The 15,833-nt window shown below is 69.3% G+C and carries 15 protein-coding genes; 5 read left to right on the plus strand and 10 right to left on the minus strand.

All coding sequences use genetic code 11. From position 1 onward, the window contains the following. Positions 1 to 56: 56 nt before the first annotated feature. On the plus strand, positions 57 to 1,013 hold the full coding sequence (locus P3H15_RS00625) for a YafY family protein (RefSeq protein WP_276135483.1): 957 nt from the start codon (positions 57 to 59) through the stop codon (positions 1,011 to 1,013). Positions 1,014 to 1,029: 16 nt separating this feature from the next. Here P3H15_RS00625 and P3H15_RS00630 read toward each other — a convergent pair whose 3' ends face one another. Next, complete coding sequence (locus P3H15_RS00630; RefSeq protein WP_276135484.1) at positions 1,030 to 2,199, minus strand: thiolase family protein; 1,170 nt, start codon at positions 2,197 to 2,199, stop codon at positions 1,030 to 1,032. A gap of 147 nt (positions 2,200 to 2,346) precedes the next feature. On the opposite strand from P3H15_RS00630, the gene P3H15_RS00635 reads away from it, so the two are divergent. Further along, on the plus strand, positions 2,347 to 2,829 hold the full coding sequence (locus P3H15_RS00635) for a helix-turn-helix domain-containing protein (RefSeq protein WP_276135485.1): 483 nt from the start codon (positions 2,347 to 2,349) through the stop codon (positions 2,827 to 2,829). 39 nt (positions 2,830 to 2,868) lie between these two features. On the opposite strand, the gene P3H15_RS00640 is transcribed toward P3H15_RS00635, so the two are convergent. Continuing rightward, complete coding sequence (locus P3H15_RS00640) at positions 2,869 to 3,642, minus strand: site-2 protease family protein (protein WP_276135486.1); 774 nt, start codon at positions 3,640 to 3,642, stop codon at positions 2,869 to 2,871. Then, positions 3,639 to 4,292 (minus strand): hypothetical protein, encoded by a 654-nt coding sequence (locus P3H15_RS00645; protein WP_276135757.1) that lies wholly within the window; start codon positions 4,290 to 4,292, stop codon positions 3,639 to 3,641. The genes P3H15_RS00640 and P3H15_RS00645 overlap by 4 nt, the downstream gene beginning before the upstream one ends. Positions 4,293 to 4,510: 218 nt before the next feature. Here P3H15_RS00645 and P3H15_RS00650 point away from each other — a divergent pair, with 218 nt between their 5' ends. After that, the gene (locus P3H15_RS00650; RefSeq protein ID WP_276135487.1) at positions 4,511 to 5,800 is read left to right on the plus strand and encodes an adenylosuccinate synthase; all 1,290 of its coding nucleotides are present in this window, start codon (positions 4,511 to 4,513) and stop codon (positions 5,798 to 5,800) included. A gap of 452 nt (positions 5,801 to 6,252) precedes the next feature. Here the strand turns inward: P3H15_RS00650 and P3H15_RS00655 are convergent, their stop codons facing one another. Further along, positions 6,253 to 6,789: a methylated-DNA--[protein]-cysteine S-methyltransferase gene (locus tag P3H15_RS00655; RefSeq protein ID WP_276135488.1), complete on the minus strand. Its 537-nt coding sequence runs from the start codon at positions 6,787 to 6,789 to the stop codon at positions 6,253 to 6,255. Between the two features lie 64 nt (positions 6,790 to 6,853). Further along, positions 6,854 to 7,066: a hypothetical protein gene (locus P3H15_RS00660; protein WP_276135489.1), complete on the minus strand. Its 213-nt coding sequence runs from the start codon at positions 7,064 to 7,066 to the stop codon at positions 6,854 to 6,856. Positions 7,067 to 7,128: 62 nt separating this feature from the next. Here P3H15_RS00660 and P3H15_RS00665 point away from each other — a divergent pair, with 62 nt between their 5' ends. Continuing rightward, positions 7,129 to 8,613, plus strand: coding sequence for a PLP-dependent aminotransferase family protein (locus P3H15_RS00665; protein ID WP_072937341.1), 1,485 nt, complete (start codon positions 7,129 to 7,131; stop codon positions 8,611 to 8,613). Between the two features lie 51 nt (positions 8,614 to 8,664). On the opposite strand, the gene P3H15_RS00670 is transcribed toward P3H15_RS00665, so the two are convergent. After that, the gene (locus P3H15_RS00670; RefSeq protein WP_276135490.1) at positions 8,665 to 9,762 is read right to left on the minus strand and encodes a CaiB/BaiF CoA-transferase family protein; all 1,098 of its coding nucleotides are present in this window, start codon (positions 9,760 to 9,762) and stop codon (positions 8,665 to 8,667) included. A 145-nt stretch (positions 9,763 to 9,907) separates the two neighbouring features. Here P3H15_RS00670 and P3H15_RS00675 point away from each other — a divergent pair, with 145 nt between their 5' ends. Then, on the plus strand, positions 9,908 to 10,285 hold the full coding sequence (locus tag P3H15_RS00675; protein ID WP_276135491.1) for a VOC family protein: 378 nt from the start codon (positions 9,908 to 9,910) through the stop codon (positions 10,283 to 10,285). A gap of 6 nt (positions 10,286 to 10,291) precedes the next feature. On the opposite strand, the gene P3H15_RS00680 is transcribed toward P3H15_RS00675, so the two are convergent. From P3H15_RS00680 to P3H15_RS00695, 4 genes are all read right to left on the minus strand, one after another. Then, the gene (locus P3H15_RS00680) at positions 10,292 to 11,185 is read right to left on the minus strand and encodes an SDR family oxidoreductase (RefSeq protein WP_276135492.1); all 894 of its coding nucleotides are present in this window, start codon (positions 11,183 to 11,185) and stop codon (positions 10,292 to 10,294) included. Between the two features lie 78 nt (positions 11,186 to 11,263). After that, positions 11,264 to 12,730 (minus strand): carboxylesterase/lipase family protein, encoded by a 1,467-nt coding sequence (locus P3H15_RS00685; protein WP_276135493.1) that lies wholly within the window; start codon positions 12,728 to 12,730, stop codon positions 11,264 to 11,266. Further along, positions 12,727 to 14,256 carry a carboxylesterase/lipase family protein gene (locus P3H15_RS00690; protein WP_276135494.1) on the minus strand — a complete coding sequence of 510 codons (1,530 nt, stop codon included), beginning with the start codon at positions 14,254 to 14,256 and terminating at the stop codon, positions 12,727 to 12,729. The genes P3H15_RS00685 and P3H15_RS00690 overlap by 4 nt, the downstream gene beginning before the upstream one ends. Before the next feature lie 63 nt (positions 14,257 to 14,319). After that, the gene (locus P3H15_RS00695; RefSeq protein WP_276135495.1) at positions 14,320 to 15,753 is read right to left on the minus strand and encodes an NAD(P)/FAD-dependent oxidoreductase; all 1,434 of its coding nucleotides are present in this window, start codon (positions 15,751 to 15,753) and stop codon (positions 14,320 to 14,322) included. Between the last annotated feature and the right edge of the window lie 80 nt (positions 15,754 to 15,833).

Here is a 15,833-nt window from a genome sequence, read left to right on the forward strand (position 1 = left end):
AGTGTGCGCCCCAATCCCTGACATCTACTGTCAGGGATTTTCTCTAGACTCGGAGGATGCGTTCGAGTCGGCTCGTCGAGGTGATGCTTCGTCTGGAGGGCAGCCGCGGTGCCACCGCGCAACAACTCGCGGACGAACTGGGTGTGTCGGTGCGCACCGTGTATCGCGACGTCACGGCGTTGTCCGCGGCGGGGGTTCCGGTGTGGACGGAGAGCGGACCCGGGGGCGGGATCCGGTTGCTGGACGGCTGGCAGTCGAAACTCGGCGGCATGACGGGGGAGGAGACGTCCGCGTTGATGTTGCTCGGGGTCCCGTCGATCGCCGAGGATCTCGGTCTGCGCGACGTCACCGCGGCGGCGCAGTCGAAGTTGCTGGGGGCGTTGCCGGTTCCGCTGCGGGCCGGGGCGCAGCTGTGGCGGGACCGGCTCTACGTCGACGCCCCCGGCTGGTTCGACGGACCACGCGACAACGGCGATCTCCCGGTCGTCGCGTCCGCGGTGCTCGAGGGCCGGCGTCTGGGCATCCGGTACCGCAAGGGGAACCGCTCGGCGGCAAGAACACTCGACCCCCTGGGTTTGGTCGCGAAGGCCGGCGTCTGGTATCTCGTCGCACGGCATCGGGGACGGACGCTGTCGTACCGCGTGTCGCGGATCAGTGATGCGACCGTGCTGGGGCAGCCGGCGGTGCGGCCCGACAGTTTCGATCTGGGTGCGTGGTGGACCGCGTCGGTGGCCGAATTCGACCGTGCTCTCCTGCGATTCCGGTGCAGGGTGCGGCTCTCGCCCACGGCGTGGCGCCGGCTGCCCCGGGTGGTCGGGGTGGAGGCCGCTCGCGTCGAACCCGGCCCGCCCGACGACGACGGCTGGGTCACCGTCGACCTGCTGCTCGAGGCCGAGGATGTGGCCCTCGACCAGCTGACCGTTCTCGGCGGGGGAGTCGAAGTGCTCCAGCCGCAGTCGCTGCGGGAATTGCTGCGTGCGGTGGGAGAGGCGATCACCCGCCGGAACGGTTGAGCCGGCCGTTCGGGCGCTACTGGATTCGTTCGAGGACGGTGGCGTTGGCGAGTCCGCCCGCCTCGCACATGGTCTGCAGCCCGAACCGTGCCCCGCGCTGCTCCATGGCGTTCACCAGCGTGGTCATGAGCCGCACGCCGCTGGCCCCCAACGGATGTCCGAGCGCGATCGCGCCGCCGTGCACGTTGACGCGGTCCAGGTCGGCTCCGGTCTCCGCCGCCCAGGCCAGAACCACCGGCGCGAAGGCCTCGTTGACCTCGAAGAGGTCGATGTCGGAGATATCGAGGCCGCTGCGCTGCAGCACCTTACGCGTCGCGGGAATGACAGCGGTGAGCATCATCAACGGGTCGTCGCCGACGACGGAGAAGCTGTGGAGCCGGGCCAGAGGCCGCAGTCCGAGGCGTCCCGCGATCTCGCTCGTGGTGATCATGAGCGCCGCACTGCCGTCCGACAGGGGACTGCTGTTGCCCGCGGTGATCGACCAGTCGATCTGCGGGAACCGCTCGCCGTAGACGTCGCTGCGGAATGCGGGTCGCAGGCCGTCGAGTGCGGCCGCCGTCGTGTCCGGCCGGATGGCCTCGTCGACGCTCAGTTCCGGGAGGACGGCGAGTTCCTTCGTGAAGTTCCCGGCAGTCGTTGCCGCCGCGGCCTTGTGGTGGCTGCGCAGCGCGAACTCGTCCAACTGGGTACGCGAGAGTCCCCACCGGGCGGCGATGAGTTCGGCGCTGATGCCCTGCGGGACGAGGCCGTCGGGGTAGCGGCGTTCGAAGCCGACGCCCATCGATTCGCGTCCGATGCTGCTGGACCCCATCGGAACTCGGCTCATCGATTCGACACCGGCGGCGACGACGATGTCGTAGGCGCCCGACAGCACGCCCTGCGCGGCGAAGTGGACGGCCTGCTGGCTGCTGCCGCACTGCCGGTCGACGGTCGTGCCGGGGACGGACTCGGGGAATCCGGCGGCGAGAAGCGCACTGCGGGTGATGTTCTGGCTCTGGTCGCCGACCTGGGTGACGGTGCCGCCGATCACGTCGTCGATCAGTGCGGGATCGATTCCGGTGCGCTCGACGAGGGTTGACAGGCTGTGGGCGAGGAGGTCGACAGGATGCACCCCGTGCAGGGCGCCCGAGGGCTTGCCCTTGCCGATCGGCGTGCGGACGGCCTCGACGATGACGGCGTCTCTCATGGCTCTTCCTTTCGCTGCCGTGAGTACTTGTCAACCGCGGGCGGTTAACAAGTACTCACGGGTGGGGTCATGCACCTGGCTATTGAGTGCCATAGTCAGCAATGTACACCTGACTATGGAATGTGCAAGTCAGCTATGATGGGGGTCATGGATGCGGCACGGTTGGACGGCTTTCTCGCAGATCGCGACACCTGGCGGGCCACGCACTGCTCGATCGGCAAGGCGATGGACGTGATCGGCACACGGTCGGCCGTCCTGATCCTGCGCGAGGCCTACTACGGCACCACGCGATTCGACGACTTCGCGAAACGGGTCGGGATCACCGAGGCCGTGGCGGCGTCCCGGCTGCGCGAGTTGACCGCCGAGGGCCTGTTCGAGCGGCAACCCTACAAAGAGCCCGGGCAGCGCACCCGCTACGAGTACGTGCTCACCGAGAAGGGCCACGACCTCCTGCCTGCCGTGCTCGCGCTGATGCAGTGGGGTGACAAATACCTTCAGGGCGAGTACGGACCGCCGATCGGACTGCAGGACGACGCCACCGGCGAACCCGTCCGCGTCGAGGTCCGCAGTCCGGGCCGGGAGGTGCCACTGGCGGAACTGCGGCTGACCCCCATGCGTCCCCGCCCGTGAGTACTTCTCAACCGCGGGCGGTTGAGAAGTACTCACGGGTCAGAGCCAGAAGCGCATCAGATAGTTGCCGTACTGCGCGTAGATCTCCGGCACCCCGGACAGTTCGAACAGCCGGTAGATGAGGTCGAAGAACACCACGTTGATCGACGGCACGAACAGCAGCGCCACGAGGATCAGCAGTCCGTACGGTGTGAACTGGTCGACGGACCTGCGGGTGCGGGGCGGCAGGAACGGCTCGAGGGCGGCGTACCCGTCGAGTCCGGGGACCGGCAGGAGGTTGAGGACGGTCGCCATCACCTGCAGGAATGCGAGAAAGCTCAGGCCCGTCCAGAACACCAGGTGGTCGCCGCCCAGCCCGAACCAGCGGATCACCACAAGGAGGACGATCGCCGACACCAGATTCACGGCGGGTCCGGCGAGTGACACCCGTGCCTGCACCTTCGGCGGAAACAGCCCGGTGCGCAGGTACACCGCACCGCCGGGCAAGCCGATCCCGCCGAGCGCGATGAACAGCACCGGCAGGCCGATCGACAGCAGGGGGTGGCTGTATTTCACCGGGTTGAGCGTGAGGTAGCCGCGCACCTCGACGTCGGTGTCGCCGTGGCGCCACGCCGTGTACGCGTGCGCGAACTCGTGCAGGCAGAGCGTCACCACCCATCCTGCGACCACCAGCACGAACACCCCGACGTGGCCGAGGACCGATTCCCGCTCGGCACGCCAGGCGAGGACACCGCCGGCGACCGCGACCGCGACGACGAGCAGGAAGACCGGACTGGGACGGACAGCGGTGGTCCGCGCCCCGGGCAGGTTCATCGGACCAGCAGCCACTCTTGGTCGTGGCGGTAGAACGTCGAACGCTTGACGTCGCGAGGGTTCGGCACGCCGTCGCGGGTGAGGGCCGCGGCGGGCGACCCCAACTGCACGGCGCGACCCTCGACCCAGCGGCGCGGCAGCCAGCGCCTGCGAGGTTCGACCGACGCGCGCAGGCCGGGCATCCGTGGGGTCGGGGTGACGTTCATGTTCGTCGTCGTCCCCGAGAACAACCGGTTGTCGTCGACGTAGGCCTCGCCGACGAGCGGGCCGCCGTCCGGGCCCGTGACGGTGGCGCATCCGACGAGCGCGATCCCCGCGTCGTCGCGGATGAGGGGGACCGGTTTGGCTGTCCCCTTCAGCGCGGTGCGGGCGCCGCGGGCGCCGGCGGACAGGTGGTAGGCCTCCGTCGCCTCCGAACGGTGCTCCGCGACGTAGGCGAGTTCGATGTGCAGCCGTTCGGTGCGCATCAGCCGGGTCAGGGTGGCGGCGAGGGCGGCGTCGCTGCCCACCACGATCAGTCGCGGATCCGCGACCACCTGCAGCTTGGAGAAGACTTCGTCGAAGTCGTCCTTGTCCGGAACAGGGGGTGCGCTCGAGGCGGAAATGGAGCCCAGAGGTAGGGGAAGCGGCGCGTCGCCGCAAATGAGCACTACGGGGGTCAACGCCACTCCTCGCCCGGATGTCCCGCCGCGATTTCCGCAGCTTCCCTTTCGGATCATCCTAGTGGCACGCCCGAGTTGGCCTCCCCGGCCGTACTGTGGGGTCTGTTCTCCGCACCCTCGGCTAGACTGTTCCCCCGGCCACTGCCTACGAACGGCAGGACCACGCAGTCGGATACGACTGTACGTCGACCGTAGGAGACAACGTCATGCCGGCAATCGTCCTGATCGGCGCCCAGTGGGGCGACGAGGGCAAGGGCAAAGCTACCGATCTACTGGGCGGACGCCTGCAGTGGGTGGTGCGCTACCAGGGCGGTAACAACGCCGGACACACAGTGGTACTTCCGAACGGCGACAAGTTCGCACTGCATCTCATCCCGTCCGGAATCCTCACTCCGGGAGTCACGAACGTCATCGGAAACGGTGTGGTGGTGGACCCGGGAGTGCTGCTCACCGAACTCGCCGGACTCGACGGTCGGGGCGTGGACACCAGCCGCCTGCTGCTCTCGGCCGATGCGCACCTGATCATGCCTTACCACGTTGCCATCGACAAGGTCACCGAACGCTTCCTCGGGGCCAAGAAGATCGGCACCACCGGCCGCGGCATTGGGCCGTGCTACCAGGACAAACTCGCGCGTGTCGGCGTCCGCGTGCAGGACGTGCTGGACGAGAAGATCCTCACTCAGAAGGTCGAGGCGGCACTCGAGTTCAAGAACCAGGTGCTCGTCAAGATCTACAACCGCAAGGCCCTCGACCCGCAGCAGGTCGTCGACGAGGTGCTCGAGCAGGCCGACGGTTTCAAGCACCGCATCGCGGACACGCGTCTGCAGCTCAACGAGGCGCTCGAGCGCGGCGAGACGGTGCTGCTCGAGGGTTCGCAGGGCACGCTCCTCGACGTCGACCACGGCACCTACCCGTACGTGACGTCGTCCAACCCGACGTCCGGTGGCGCAGCGGTCGGTTCGGGCATCGGACCCACCAAGATCACGACGGTGCTGGGCATTCTCAAGGCGTACACCACCCGCGTCGGTTCGGGCCCGTTCCCGACCGAATTGTTCGACCAGAACGGCGAATACCTCGCCAAGACCGGCGGCGAGGTGGGTGTCACCACCGGCCGTGCCCGGCGCACCGGATGGTTCGACGCCGTGATCGCCCGCTACGCAACGCGTGTCAACGGCATCACCGACTACTTCCTCACCAAGCTCGACGTGCTCAGCAGCCTCGACACCATCCCGATCTGCGTCGGCTACGACGTCGACGGCGTGCGGCACGACGAGATGCCCATGTCGCAGACCGACGTTCACCACGCGAAGCCGATCTACGAAGAGATGCCCGGCTGGTGGGAAGACATCTCCCACGCCCGGACGTTCGAGGAGCTTCCGAAGAACGCGCAGAACTACGTCCTGCGTCTCGAGGAACTGTCGGGTGCGTACATCTCCTGCATCGGCGTCGGCCCCGGCCGCGACGAGACCATCGTCCGCCGCGACGTGGTGCGGTAGTCCGTACTCCTCGCGCCGAATGTGGCATCGGTCCAGTTGAATTCAACCGATGCGACATTCGGCGATCCGCGATACATTCGAGCCGATGATCAGGACTGTCGAAGCGAGCACCCGGACACCTCCCGGTCGGTGGTACGACAGCTTCCGCGCAGTGGCCGCCGTCCTGGAGGCGTTCGGATGCGACCCGTCGGACGCCGGCAGGTGTGTGGCGGTGGTGGCGACGGATCTCGGTGTCTGGGTGTTCGAGGGTGATCCGAGGTCGACGGTGGACGCGTTCATCCATGCCGTGGAGCGGGCGATCGTCGCCGGCGGGCAGGCGTTCGTGCTGGGATGCGCCGCTGTGAGCGGGACGGATCAGAAGGTCGTGCGGACGCTGCGGGTTCCTGACGGGGACAGGATGGCTGCGGCCGCCGCGATGGCGCGCGAACTCGTCGCCGATACGCAGGAGCCGATCAGAACAGCACCGGGTCGTCGAAACCGGGAGTGTGCTCGAGGGCCAGCAGTTCACGTTTGGTGAGCGTGCCGCCACCGGCGGAGAAGCCGCCCACCTGCCCGCCGGCGGCGAGGACGCGGTGGCACGGGATCACGACCGGCAGCGTGTTGCGGCCCAGCGCCTGACCGACGGCCTGCGCGGCGCCGGGCTTGCCGAGTTCCGCGGCGATGTCGCCGTAGGTGAGGGTGGTGCCCGGGTCGATCGCGCGGGTGATGTCGTATACGTGGCAGTCGAATTCGGGGACCCCCTCGAAGTCGAGTTCGATCCACCGTAGATCGTCGAGTGCGCCGCCGAGATGTTCACGTATTCCGTCGATGGCCCGCTGGATGGGCGCAGGAGGTTGGTGCTCCACCGCGTCCGGGAAGCAGTGTTCGAGACGCTGCCGCGTGGATTCGGGTGAACCTTCGGGCAATTGCACACCCACGATCCCCGCGGCCCGCCACGCGATGGCGCAGGTGCCGAGGGCGGTGTCGAACAGGGCGATTCCTGTGGTCACCAGCCCAGTATGCCTCCGACCTCCGACACGTACCGTCCGTGAACCGCGGTCGGCGGAAGTTCGATCAGCGGCCGCAGCCGCCGGAGCCCTGACATCTCGGATCAGGCCAGTCCGGATTTTCTGGACTGCTCGGCTGGTCGGGGAAGATGCCGCCGAGGGGTGCGCCGATCCGGAACTGCTCCAGGCGAAATATGTCTTTACCTCCCTCTTTGGGGCCGAAATGCGCGACGGCCGCGGCCAGGAGGGCCATGCACAGGAGCGTGATCAGTGTCGTCATGGATCCGAGCTTCGCGAGAACTGGCTTGGAGTTGAATAGCCAAGTGGTCGATACTGGACTGCATGATGACTCGTGTACTCGGAGCACGCTCCCTGGCCAGAGACCTCGGCAACTGGCAGGACGACAGTGGCCGCCGCTCGGCGGCGCGACCCGCCTACCGGGCACTGGCCGAGAGCATCCGCCTGCTCGTCCACGACGGCCGCATCCCGCTGGGTGTCGCGTTGCCGAGCGAACGCGAACTGGCGTCGGTGCTGGAGTTGAGCCGGACCACGATCACGTCGTCGTATTCGGTGCTCCGGGACGAGGGGTATCTCATCAGCAGGCAGGGCTCGCGCAGCACGGTCGCGCTGCCGCTCGGGGCGCGGCAGAACGGGCTGATGTTCCGGGCACACCAGCCCGGGTCCGACGGTGCGGTGGTCGACCTCAGTTACGCCGCGATGGCCGCTCCCGCCGAAGCGGTCGAACAGGCCTACGCCTATGCGTTGCAATCACTTCCGCAGTTCCTTCCGACTCACGGAATGGAGCCGGTGGGCATCGGCGCGTTGCGGGACGTGATTGCGGCCCGCTACCGGGCGCGCGGACTGGAGACCTCGCCCGAGCAGATCATGGTCACGTCCGGTGCCCAGCACGCGCTGCGGCTGCTCCTCAACGTGCTGACGGCGCCGGGGGAGCGGGTGCTGGTCGATCACCCCACGTACCCCAACGCGCTGGAGGCGATCCGCAGGGTCGGTGCGCGTCCGGTCCCCGTTCCCGTCCGGCCGGAAGGTGGCGCGTCGGGGGCGTGGGATCTCGACGGAATCCGCAGCGCGGCCCGGCAGACCGCGGCCCGGATGGCGTACCTGATTCCGGACTTCCACAACCCCACCGGGCTGTGCCTGGACGCGTCCGGGCGGGCCGAGCTGGCGCGAATTGCGCGCGACACCCGCATGACGCTGGTGGTGGACGAGACGATGGTCGACCTGTGGCTCGACGAGCCGTCACCGGGCCCGGTCGCGGCGTACGGCAAGGGAGCGGCGAAGTCGGAGGTCGTGACGATCGGGTCGGCGGCCAAGTCGTTCTGGGGTGGGCTGCGCGTCGGCTGGATTCGTGCGGATCCGGCGCTGATCACCCGGCTCGCCGGGGCGCGAGCGGCGGTCGATCTGGGGACCCCGGTGATGGACCAGCTCGCGGCGGCGCATTTGCTCTCCGACGACGACCTCGTTCTCGCGCGTCGCCGTGCGGAGCTGCGGGAACAGCGGGGCGCGATGCTCGACGCGCTCGCCGACCGCCTCCCGGACTGGATCCCGACCATCGGTTCGGGAGGGATGTCGCTGTGGCTGCGGATGCCCGCGCCGGTCTCGACGGCGCTGGCGGCGACGGCCCCCAACTTCGGGGTGCTGCTGGCGGCGGGACCGCGGTTCGGGGTGGAGGGCGCGTTCGAGCGGTTCGTCCGGCTCCCGTACGCGCGGACGTCCGACGAGTTGCGCCGCGGCGTCGACGGCATCGCGGCGGCGTACGAGACGCTGGCCGTCGACCGTGAGCTCGCGGAACCGTCCCTCGTCGTCTGAGCACGTGAGTGGCAAAGCGTGCTCGAGCACGCTTTGCCACTCACCTGGGGGTCAGGTCCAGACGGTGTCGATGTCGACGCCCTCGCGGGCCGGCGGGGTGGGAGCGCCGGCGGGGGTGCGGGAGAACCGCGGCGCAGGGGCGTGCTGGGTGACGCCGTCGAGGTCGATCAGCGACCCGCGGGCGGCGATGTGCTCGTTGGACGGCGCCTCCTCGAACGTCAGCACCGGGGACACGCAGGCGTCGGTGCCGAGGAAGATGGCCGCCCACTCGTCGCGGGTCTTCGACAGGAACTTCTCGGCGAAGACCTTCTTCATCTGCGGCCACGCCGACATGTCCATCTGCTGCGGCAGTTCGGCGGGGTCGAGTTCGAGGCCCTGCAGCAGCAGGGCGTAGAACTGCGGCTCGATCGAGCCCACGGCCATGTACTTGCCGTCGGACGTCTCGTAGGTGTCGTAGAACGGCGCACCGGTGTCGAGCAGGTTGACGCCCCGCTCGTCGGACCAGACGCCGCGGCCGCGGAACGCCCACATCATGTGCGACAGGGCCAGCGCGCCGTCGACCATCGCCGCATCGACGACCTGCCCCTTGCCGGACGACTGGCGTTCCACCAGCGCCGACAGGATCCCGAAGATCAGGAACATCGAACCACCGCCGAAGTCGCCGACCATGTTCAGCGGCGGCACGGGACGCTCTCCCTTGCGGCCGATGGCGTGCAGGACGCCGGTCAGTGAGATGTAGTTGATGTCGTGGCCCGCGGCGCTGGCGAGTGGGCCCTCCTGGCCCCAGCCGGTCATCCGTCCGTACACGAGCCGCTCGTTGCGCTCGAGGCAGACGTCCGGGCCCAGGCCCATGCGTTCGGTGACCCCGGGGCGGAAGCCCTCGATCACGACGTCGGCGCGTTCGATGAGCCCGAGCACCTTCTCGACCTGCGCGGGGTCCTTCAGGTTGGCCTCGACGACGCGGCGGCCGCGCTGGATCTGGTCGTACGGACCGTCCGGCGGGATCACTCCCGGCCGCTGGACGCAGACCACGTCGGCGCCGAGATCGGCCAGGAGGGCGGCGGCGTGCGGGCCCGGTCCGAGGCCTGCGAATTCGACGACGCGAATGCCCGCGAGGGGGCCCTTCTTCTCTGAAACTGGAGCAGACACGCGAGTTCCTCATTCCGGTGCGAGACGACCTGTCGAATCGACGTTAACTTGCGGTCGCCGGGCCGTGTGCCCCGGGTCACGGGATACCGTCGCGGGTGACCCCGCACTCTTGCCTGCCCACGGGTGCGCGGGGCACAGTTGATTCATGAGTCTTCAGGGTGAGCTCGTGAGTTTCGTGGCCAGCACCGATCTGGACGTCTCGGAGATGTTCTACGTGGAGACCCTCGGGCTGACGCGCGTCTCACGGGACGAGTTCGCATTGGCCCTCGACTGCAACGGGGCTCTGCTCCGGGTCACGCTGGTGCAGGCGAAGGCCGACACCGGGTACACGGTGCTGGGGTGGAAGGTCCCCGACCTGAACAAGGTCGTCGAATCACTGCGCAGCAAGGGCATCGAGTTCACCGAGTACCCGGGGATGGATCAGGACGAGCACGCGGCGTGGCTCGCACCGGACGGCATCCGTGTCGCGTGGTTCCGGGATCCGCACGGCAATGTGCTGTCGCTGTTCGAGGATCCGAACTGACGAGCGTCAGCCGCGGCCGGCGAGCAGTGCCTCGGTAGCGGTCCACAGCCGCGCGGCGAGTCCGGCGTCCCGTGCGTCCTTGCCGGGCTGAACGACTTTGCAGCCCTTGACGTACTGGCCGGTGAATTTGCCGCTCTCCGTGGCGGTCGCGGTCCACACCGCCGTCTCCGCTGCCTTGGCGACCTCGGCCATGAACGGTGTCAGGAGTGTGCCGACCACCTGATGGCCGAACGGCAGACCCCGGCCGAGGGCGGTGCCGCGGACGAATCCGGGGTCGGCGCAATTGACGACCAGCCTCGCGGGGTCGGACCGGCGCGCCAACTCGCGGGTGAACAGGGTCAGGGCGAGTTTCGAGTTGTTGTACGCGCGCTGGCCGCGGAACGTGTCCTTCGCACCGTCGAGGTCGTCGAAGTCGAGGCTGCCGCTGCGATGTCCCGACGAACTGATGTCGACGATCCGCGACGGGCGCCGGTACCCGGCGGCGTCGGCGGTCGACGCCCGCGCCATCGCCGGAGCCAGCGTCGTCGCCAGCACGAACGGCGCGAGGTAGTTCACGGCGAACGTCTCTTCGATGCCGTCGACCGTCAGCCGGCGCTGCCCCACGTCGACGCCCGCGTTGTTCACCAGCACGTCGATCCGCGGGAACCGATGCAGCAGTTCCCCGGACAGCGTGCGGACCCGGCCGAGCGAGGACAGATCGGCCAGCGCCGAGTGCAGTCGGTCGCGGTCCGCGCTCTCGGACAGGTCGGCGATCGCCGCGTCGATCCTGTCCTGGTCCCGGCCGACCAGGACGACGGTGGCGCCGCGCTGCGCGAGTTGGCGGCAGGTCTCCAGGCCGAGGCCCGAGGTGGCGCCGGTGACCACCATGGTGCGGCCTGCGAGGTCGTTCGACTCGGTCATTCTCGCCTCCCGAATGCAGGTCTCTACGAGAGTAGGGCAACCGGCAGGGGCGCAACGGGGAACGAGCCGACGGTCCCGCTAGCGCCGGTGCTCGTACCCCAGCCAGGCCCGCCGGCGCTCACCGAGCGGATCGTTCTCCACCCTGCTCGTGTCGTCGATGACGAGCGTCTCCCGGCGCTCCGGCGAGTACCGCGGCCATCCCGGTGCGGGCGTCCCGTGCCGGGCGAAATGCAGCCAGTGCGACTGGACGGTGTCGGTGACGGCCCGCAACCCGCGGCGTCCCCCGAGCGCGGTGAGCAACCGCGCCCACGTCCCGGTCAGCCCGAACACCGCGTACAACTCCGTGGCGTGGGTGGCGCCCAACCCGAGGATGCGGAGCAACCGGGGTGCGAAGTCGTACCGGTAGCTGTAGGTCGGGGCGACGGTCGTGTGGCCCTGTGCGCACAGGACGGACGGTTCCCAGAACGTCACGTCGCCGCCGAGGTCCGCGGCCGCTCGCCGGCCGGGATAGCCGGGGTAGGCGGCGATCGCCCGCTCCTTCACCGACGCGTCGACGTGCGAGAACATCTTGTCGATCCGGGTGGGATCGGTGGGCAGGATGTTCAGGAACCGGGGAAAGACCCTGCCCTCGTGGCGGTTCGTGCCGATGATCAGCGGAACGGGATGCCCGGATCCGGACGCGAAACTGTCGAGCGGGTGGGCGGGAAGGAAGAAGCCGTCGACGACGGGGGCGAACGCGCGGGTTCCGGGTTCCTCGTCGGCGCCCCGGTGCGCCAGCGTCGTCCCCGCCGCGACGAAATCGGCCGGGTCGGCGCTCTCGAGCCACGTCGCGGCCTCGGACAGCGGGACCCCGGCGATCTCGAGGAATTCGCGCGACCACCGCGCCGCCCGGTCGGGGTGGTAGGCGGAGGCCACCGGCGGGCTCTCGGCGATCGCCCGGGCGAAGAGGCCTTTCGCGGCGGGGGTGGTCATCAGGGTGGTGACGGCGTTGGCGCCGGCGGATTCGCCGAAGACGGTGACATTGTCGGGGTCGCCGCCGAATTCGGCGATGTTGCGCTGGACCCATTCGAGTGCGGCCACCTGGTCGCGGAGGCCGAGGTTGGAGTCGAAAGGTCTTTCGGGGGTGGAGAATTGGGTGAAGTCGAGGTATCCGAGCGATCCGAGGCGGTAGTTGATCGACACGTACACGATGTCGCCGCGGCGGACCAGCGACTGGCCGCCGTAGAGCGACGAGGACGAGGTTCCGCCGGAGTAGGCGCCGCCGTGGATGAACACCATCACCGGTCGCGGACGTGCCGATGCGGAACCGGGGGCGAGCACGTTGAGGGTGAGACAGTCCTCGTCGGTCTCGCCGCGCTGCGGTGCGGGGGACCCGAAGTGGAACGCCCGCCGGACCCCCGACCACGGTTCGACCGGGTGCGGGGCCCGCAACCGCAGCGGCCCGACCGGGGGAGCGGCGTAGGGGATGCCCCGCCACGCTGCCAGGTCGTCGATCCGGCGCCCTCCGACGGCGCCGGCATCGGTGTCGACTTCCAGAGCGCTCACAGGCCCTGCCCGTGGTAGCCCGAATACCCCTCCCATGCCAGCCTGCGCTCCCGGCGCGGGTCGTCCTGGACGGTGGTGACGGTGTCGAACACGAGTGTTGCCCTCCGGTTGGTGTCGTACTGCGGCCACGACACCAACGGTGTTCCCCGCGAAGCGAAGTGCAGCCAGTGTCGCTGCACATTATCCGTCACATCCTTCAGGCCGCGTCGTCCGCCCGGCAGGGTGAGGCCGCGGCCGATCAGAGTGTCGGCGATGTCGAACACGGCGAACAGTTCGAACCCGTGCGTGGCGTCCAGGCCGAGCCATTTCATCGCACGGGGCGCGAAATCGAAACGGTAGCTGAAGGTGGGGGCGTACGCGGAGTGGGCCTCGGCCAGTTCGATCGACGGCCTCCAGAACGTCAGATCGCCGCCCAGGTCGACGGCGGCGTCCGGAGCCGGGTAGCCCGGATACGCCGCGGTGACGCGGGCCTCGGCGGCGGGGTCGGTGAGTGCGAACATCCGCCCGATCCGGTCGGGGTCCGTCGGCAGCGCGTCGAGGAATTTCGGGAACAGGGTGCCCTCGCGGGCGTTGGTGCCGATGATCAGCGGAACCCGGTGCGCCGAGCCGGCGGCGAACGCGTCGAGCGGCGGCTCGGGCAGGAAGTCGCCGTCGATCACGGGTCCGAACGGGTGCAGTCCCGGCGTCTCCGAGAGCACCTTCGCGCCGAGACGGTTCCCCGCGCGGCCCAGTGCGCCGACGGGTGACGAGGCGAGCGCCTCTGCGGCGGTGCCGGGTTCGGCTCCGAGCAGCGTCACGTAGTCGGATGCCCACCGGGCGGCCCGGTCCGCCGTCGTAACGAGTCCGGGCGCGGAACTCTCCGAGATGGCCCGCGCGAAGAGGGCTTTCGCGGCGGGGGTGGTCATCAGGGTGGTGACGGCGTTGGCGCCGGCGGATTCGCCGAAGACGGTGACATTGTCGGGGTCGCCGCCGAATTCGGCGATGTTGCGCTGGACCCATTCGAGTGCGGCCACCTGGTCGCGGAGGCCGAGGTTGGAGTCGAAAGGTCTTTCGGGGGTGGAGAATTGGGTGAAGTCGAGGTATCCGAGCGATCCGAGGCGGTAGTTGATCGACACGTACACGATGTCGCCGCGGCGGACCAGCGACTGGCCGCCGTAGAGCGCGGTGGCCGACATGCCCAGCGTGTACGCGCCGCCGTGGATGAACACCATCACCGGGCGCGCCCCGGACGTGCCGGGTGTGGCCAGCACGTTGAGCGTCAGGCAGTTCTCGCTGCTCGGCTGATACTTGCCCGGTCGCAGCGCGGTGAACTTCTTGTGCTGCACGGCGGCGTCGCCGAACTCGGTGGCGTCGAGCTCACCGGACCACGGCGTGACCGGCCGGGGTGCGCGCAACCGCAGCGGACCCACCGGGGGCGCGGCGTAGGGAATTCCCCGCCACGCGACCAGGTCGCCGACCCGCCGGCCACGGACCACCCCTGCGGTCGTCCTCACCAGTGTGTCGGTCGTGAGAGTGTCAGACGCCATGTCGGCGACTATACGGAGACCGCCTGGGACGACGCTGCCATCGCCCGTGGTGCTCCGTTCGGGTCAGCGCCGAGCCTCCAGTAGCCGCAGCCACACCTCGCTGACGGTCGGGTACGACGGGACCGCGTGCCACAGCGTGTCGAGCGGTACCTTCCCGACCAGCGCGACGGTGGCGGCGTGGACGAGTTCGGCGACGTCGGTGCCCGCGAACGTCGCTCCGACCAGGGTGTCGGTGGTCCGATCGACCACGAGTTTCGCGTGACCACTGAAATCGTCGCGGGACAGGGACGAGCCGGCGACGGCGATGTCGACCTCGACGGTCTCGACGTCCACGCCGGCGTCGCGTGCCTCCTGCTCGGTGATCCCGACGGCCGAGACCTCCGGATCGGCGAACACCACCTGGGGGATCTGCCCGTGGTCGGCGGTGGCCCGGAATCGGGACCCGTCCAGCGGCCTGCCCTCGGCGCGGGCGGCGATGACGTCTCCGCACACCCGGCCCTGGTACTTGCCCATGTGGGTGAGCAGCGCGCGACCGTTGGCGTCGCCGACCGCGTACAACCACTCGTCGGCCGTCGTCAGATGGTCGTCGGTGGTGAGGTATCCGCGGGAGTTCAGCAGTCGCGCGTCGAGGCCGAGCGACGACGTTGCCGGTGTGCGCCCGGTCGCGACGACGACCTCGTCGACGACGAGCGGGTCCTGGCCCGCGACGTCGAGGGTCACGGGGCCCCCGTGGATGCGGCCGATCCCGGTGTCCCGGGCGTCGGTCCGTTCGACGCCGCGCAGGTCCGCCCCGAACAGGATCCGCGCACCCTTCTTCTCCAGCGTGCGGGCCACCCGCTCCCCGGCGAACGGTTCGTTCTTCGGGAGCAGCGCCCGGCCGCGGACCACCATCGTCAGTTCCTCGACGCCGAGGTCCAGCAGCCACGTCGCGCTCTCACAGGCCACGACGCCGCCGCCGACGACGGCGACCCGGCGGGGAACCTCCCTCAGGTTGGTGGCGTCCCGCGAGATCCACGGCAACGCCGCCCGCAGGCCGGGGGTGTCCGGGACCGTGGCGGTCGTCCCGGTGGCGACCACGACGGCGTGCCGCGCGCGCAGCTCGCGGGAATCGCCGACCGTCACCGTGCGGTCCCCGGTGATGCGTGCCGATCCCCGGATGACGTCGATCCCCGCCGCGTCGGCCCACATCACCTGCGACGAGTCGTCGTGGTTGTTGGTGAAGGAGTCGCGGCGCGCCAGCACGGCGTCCACGTCGAGCGGACCGGCGGACACCCCGGGCATGTTGCGGGCCGCGCCGAGGACCTCACCCGGACGCAGCAGCGCCTTGCTCGGCATGCAGGCCCAGTAGGAGCATTCCCCGCCGACGAGTTCGTGCTCGATCAGCGCCGCGGTGCGGTCGCTGCCGGCGATGGCGTAACTCGCCGCGTTCTCACCGGCGGGACCGCCGCCGATCACGATGACATCGAACTCTTCCGCGCCGCTTCCGGAGTCAGTCATACCTGCAACCGTAAGCCGGTCGGTGCGCGATGTCAGACGTTCCGGCGGGCCTCCCGCGTTGTTACCGCCGAGTAGATACT

This window comes from Rhodococcus sp. T2V, assembly GCF_029269925.1.
GTDB classification, from domain to species: Bacteria; Actinomycetota; Actinomycetes; order Mycobacteriales; family Mycobacteriaceae; genus Rhodococcus_F; species Rhodococcus_F koreensis.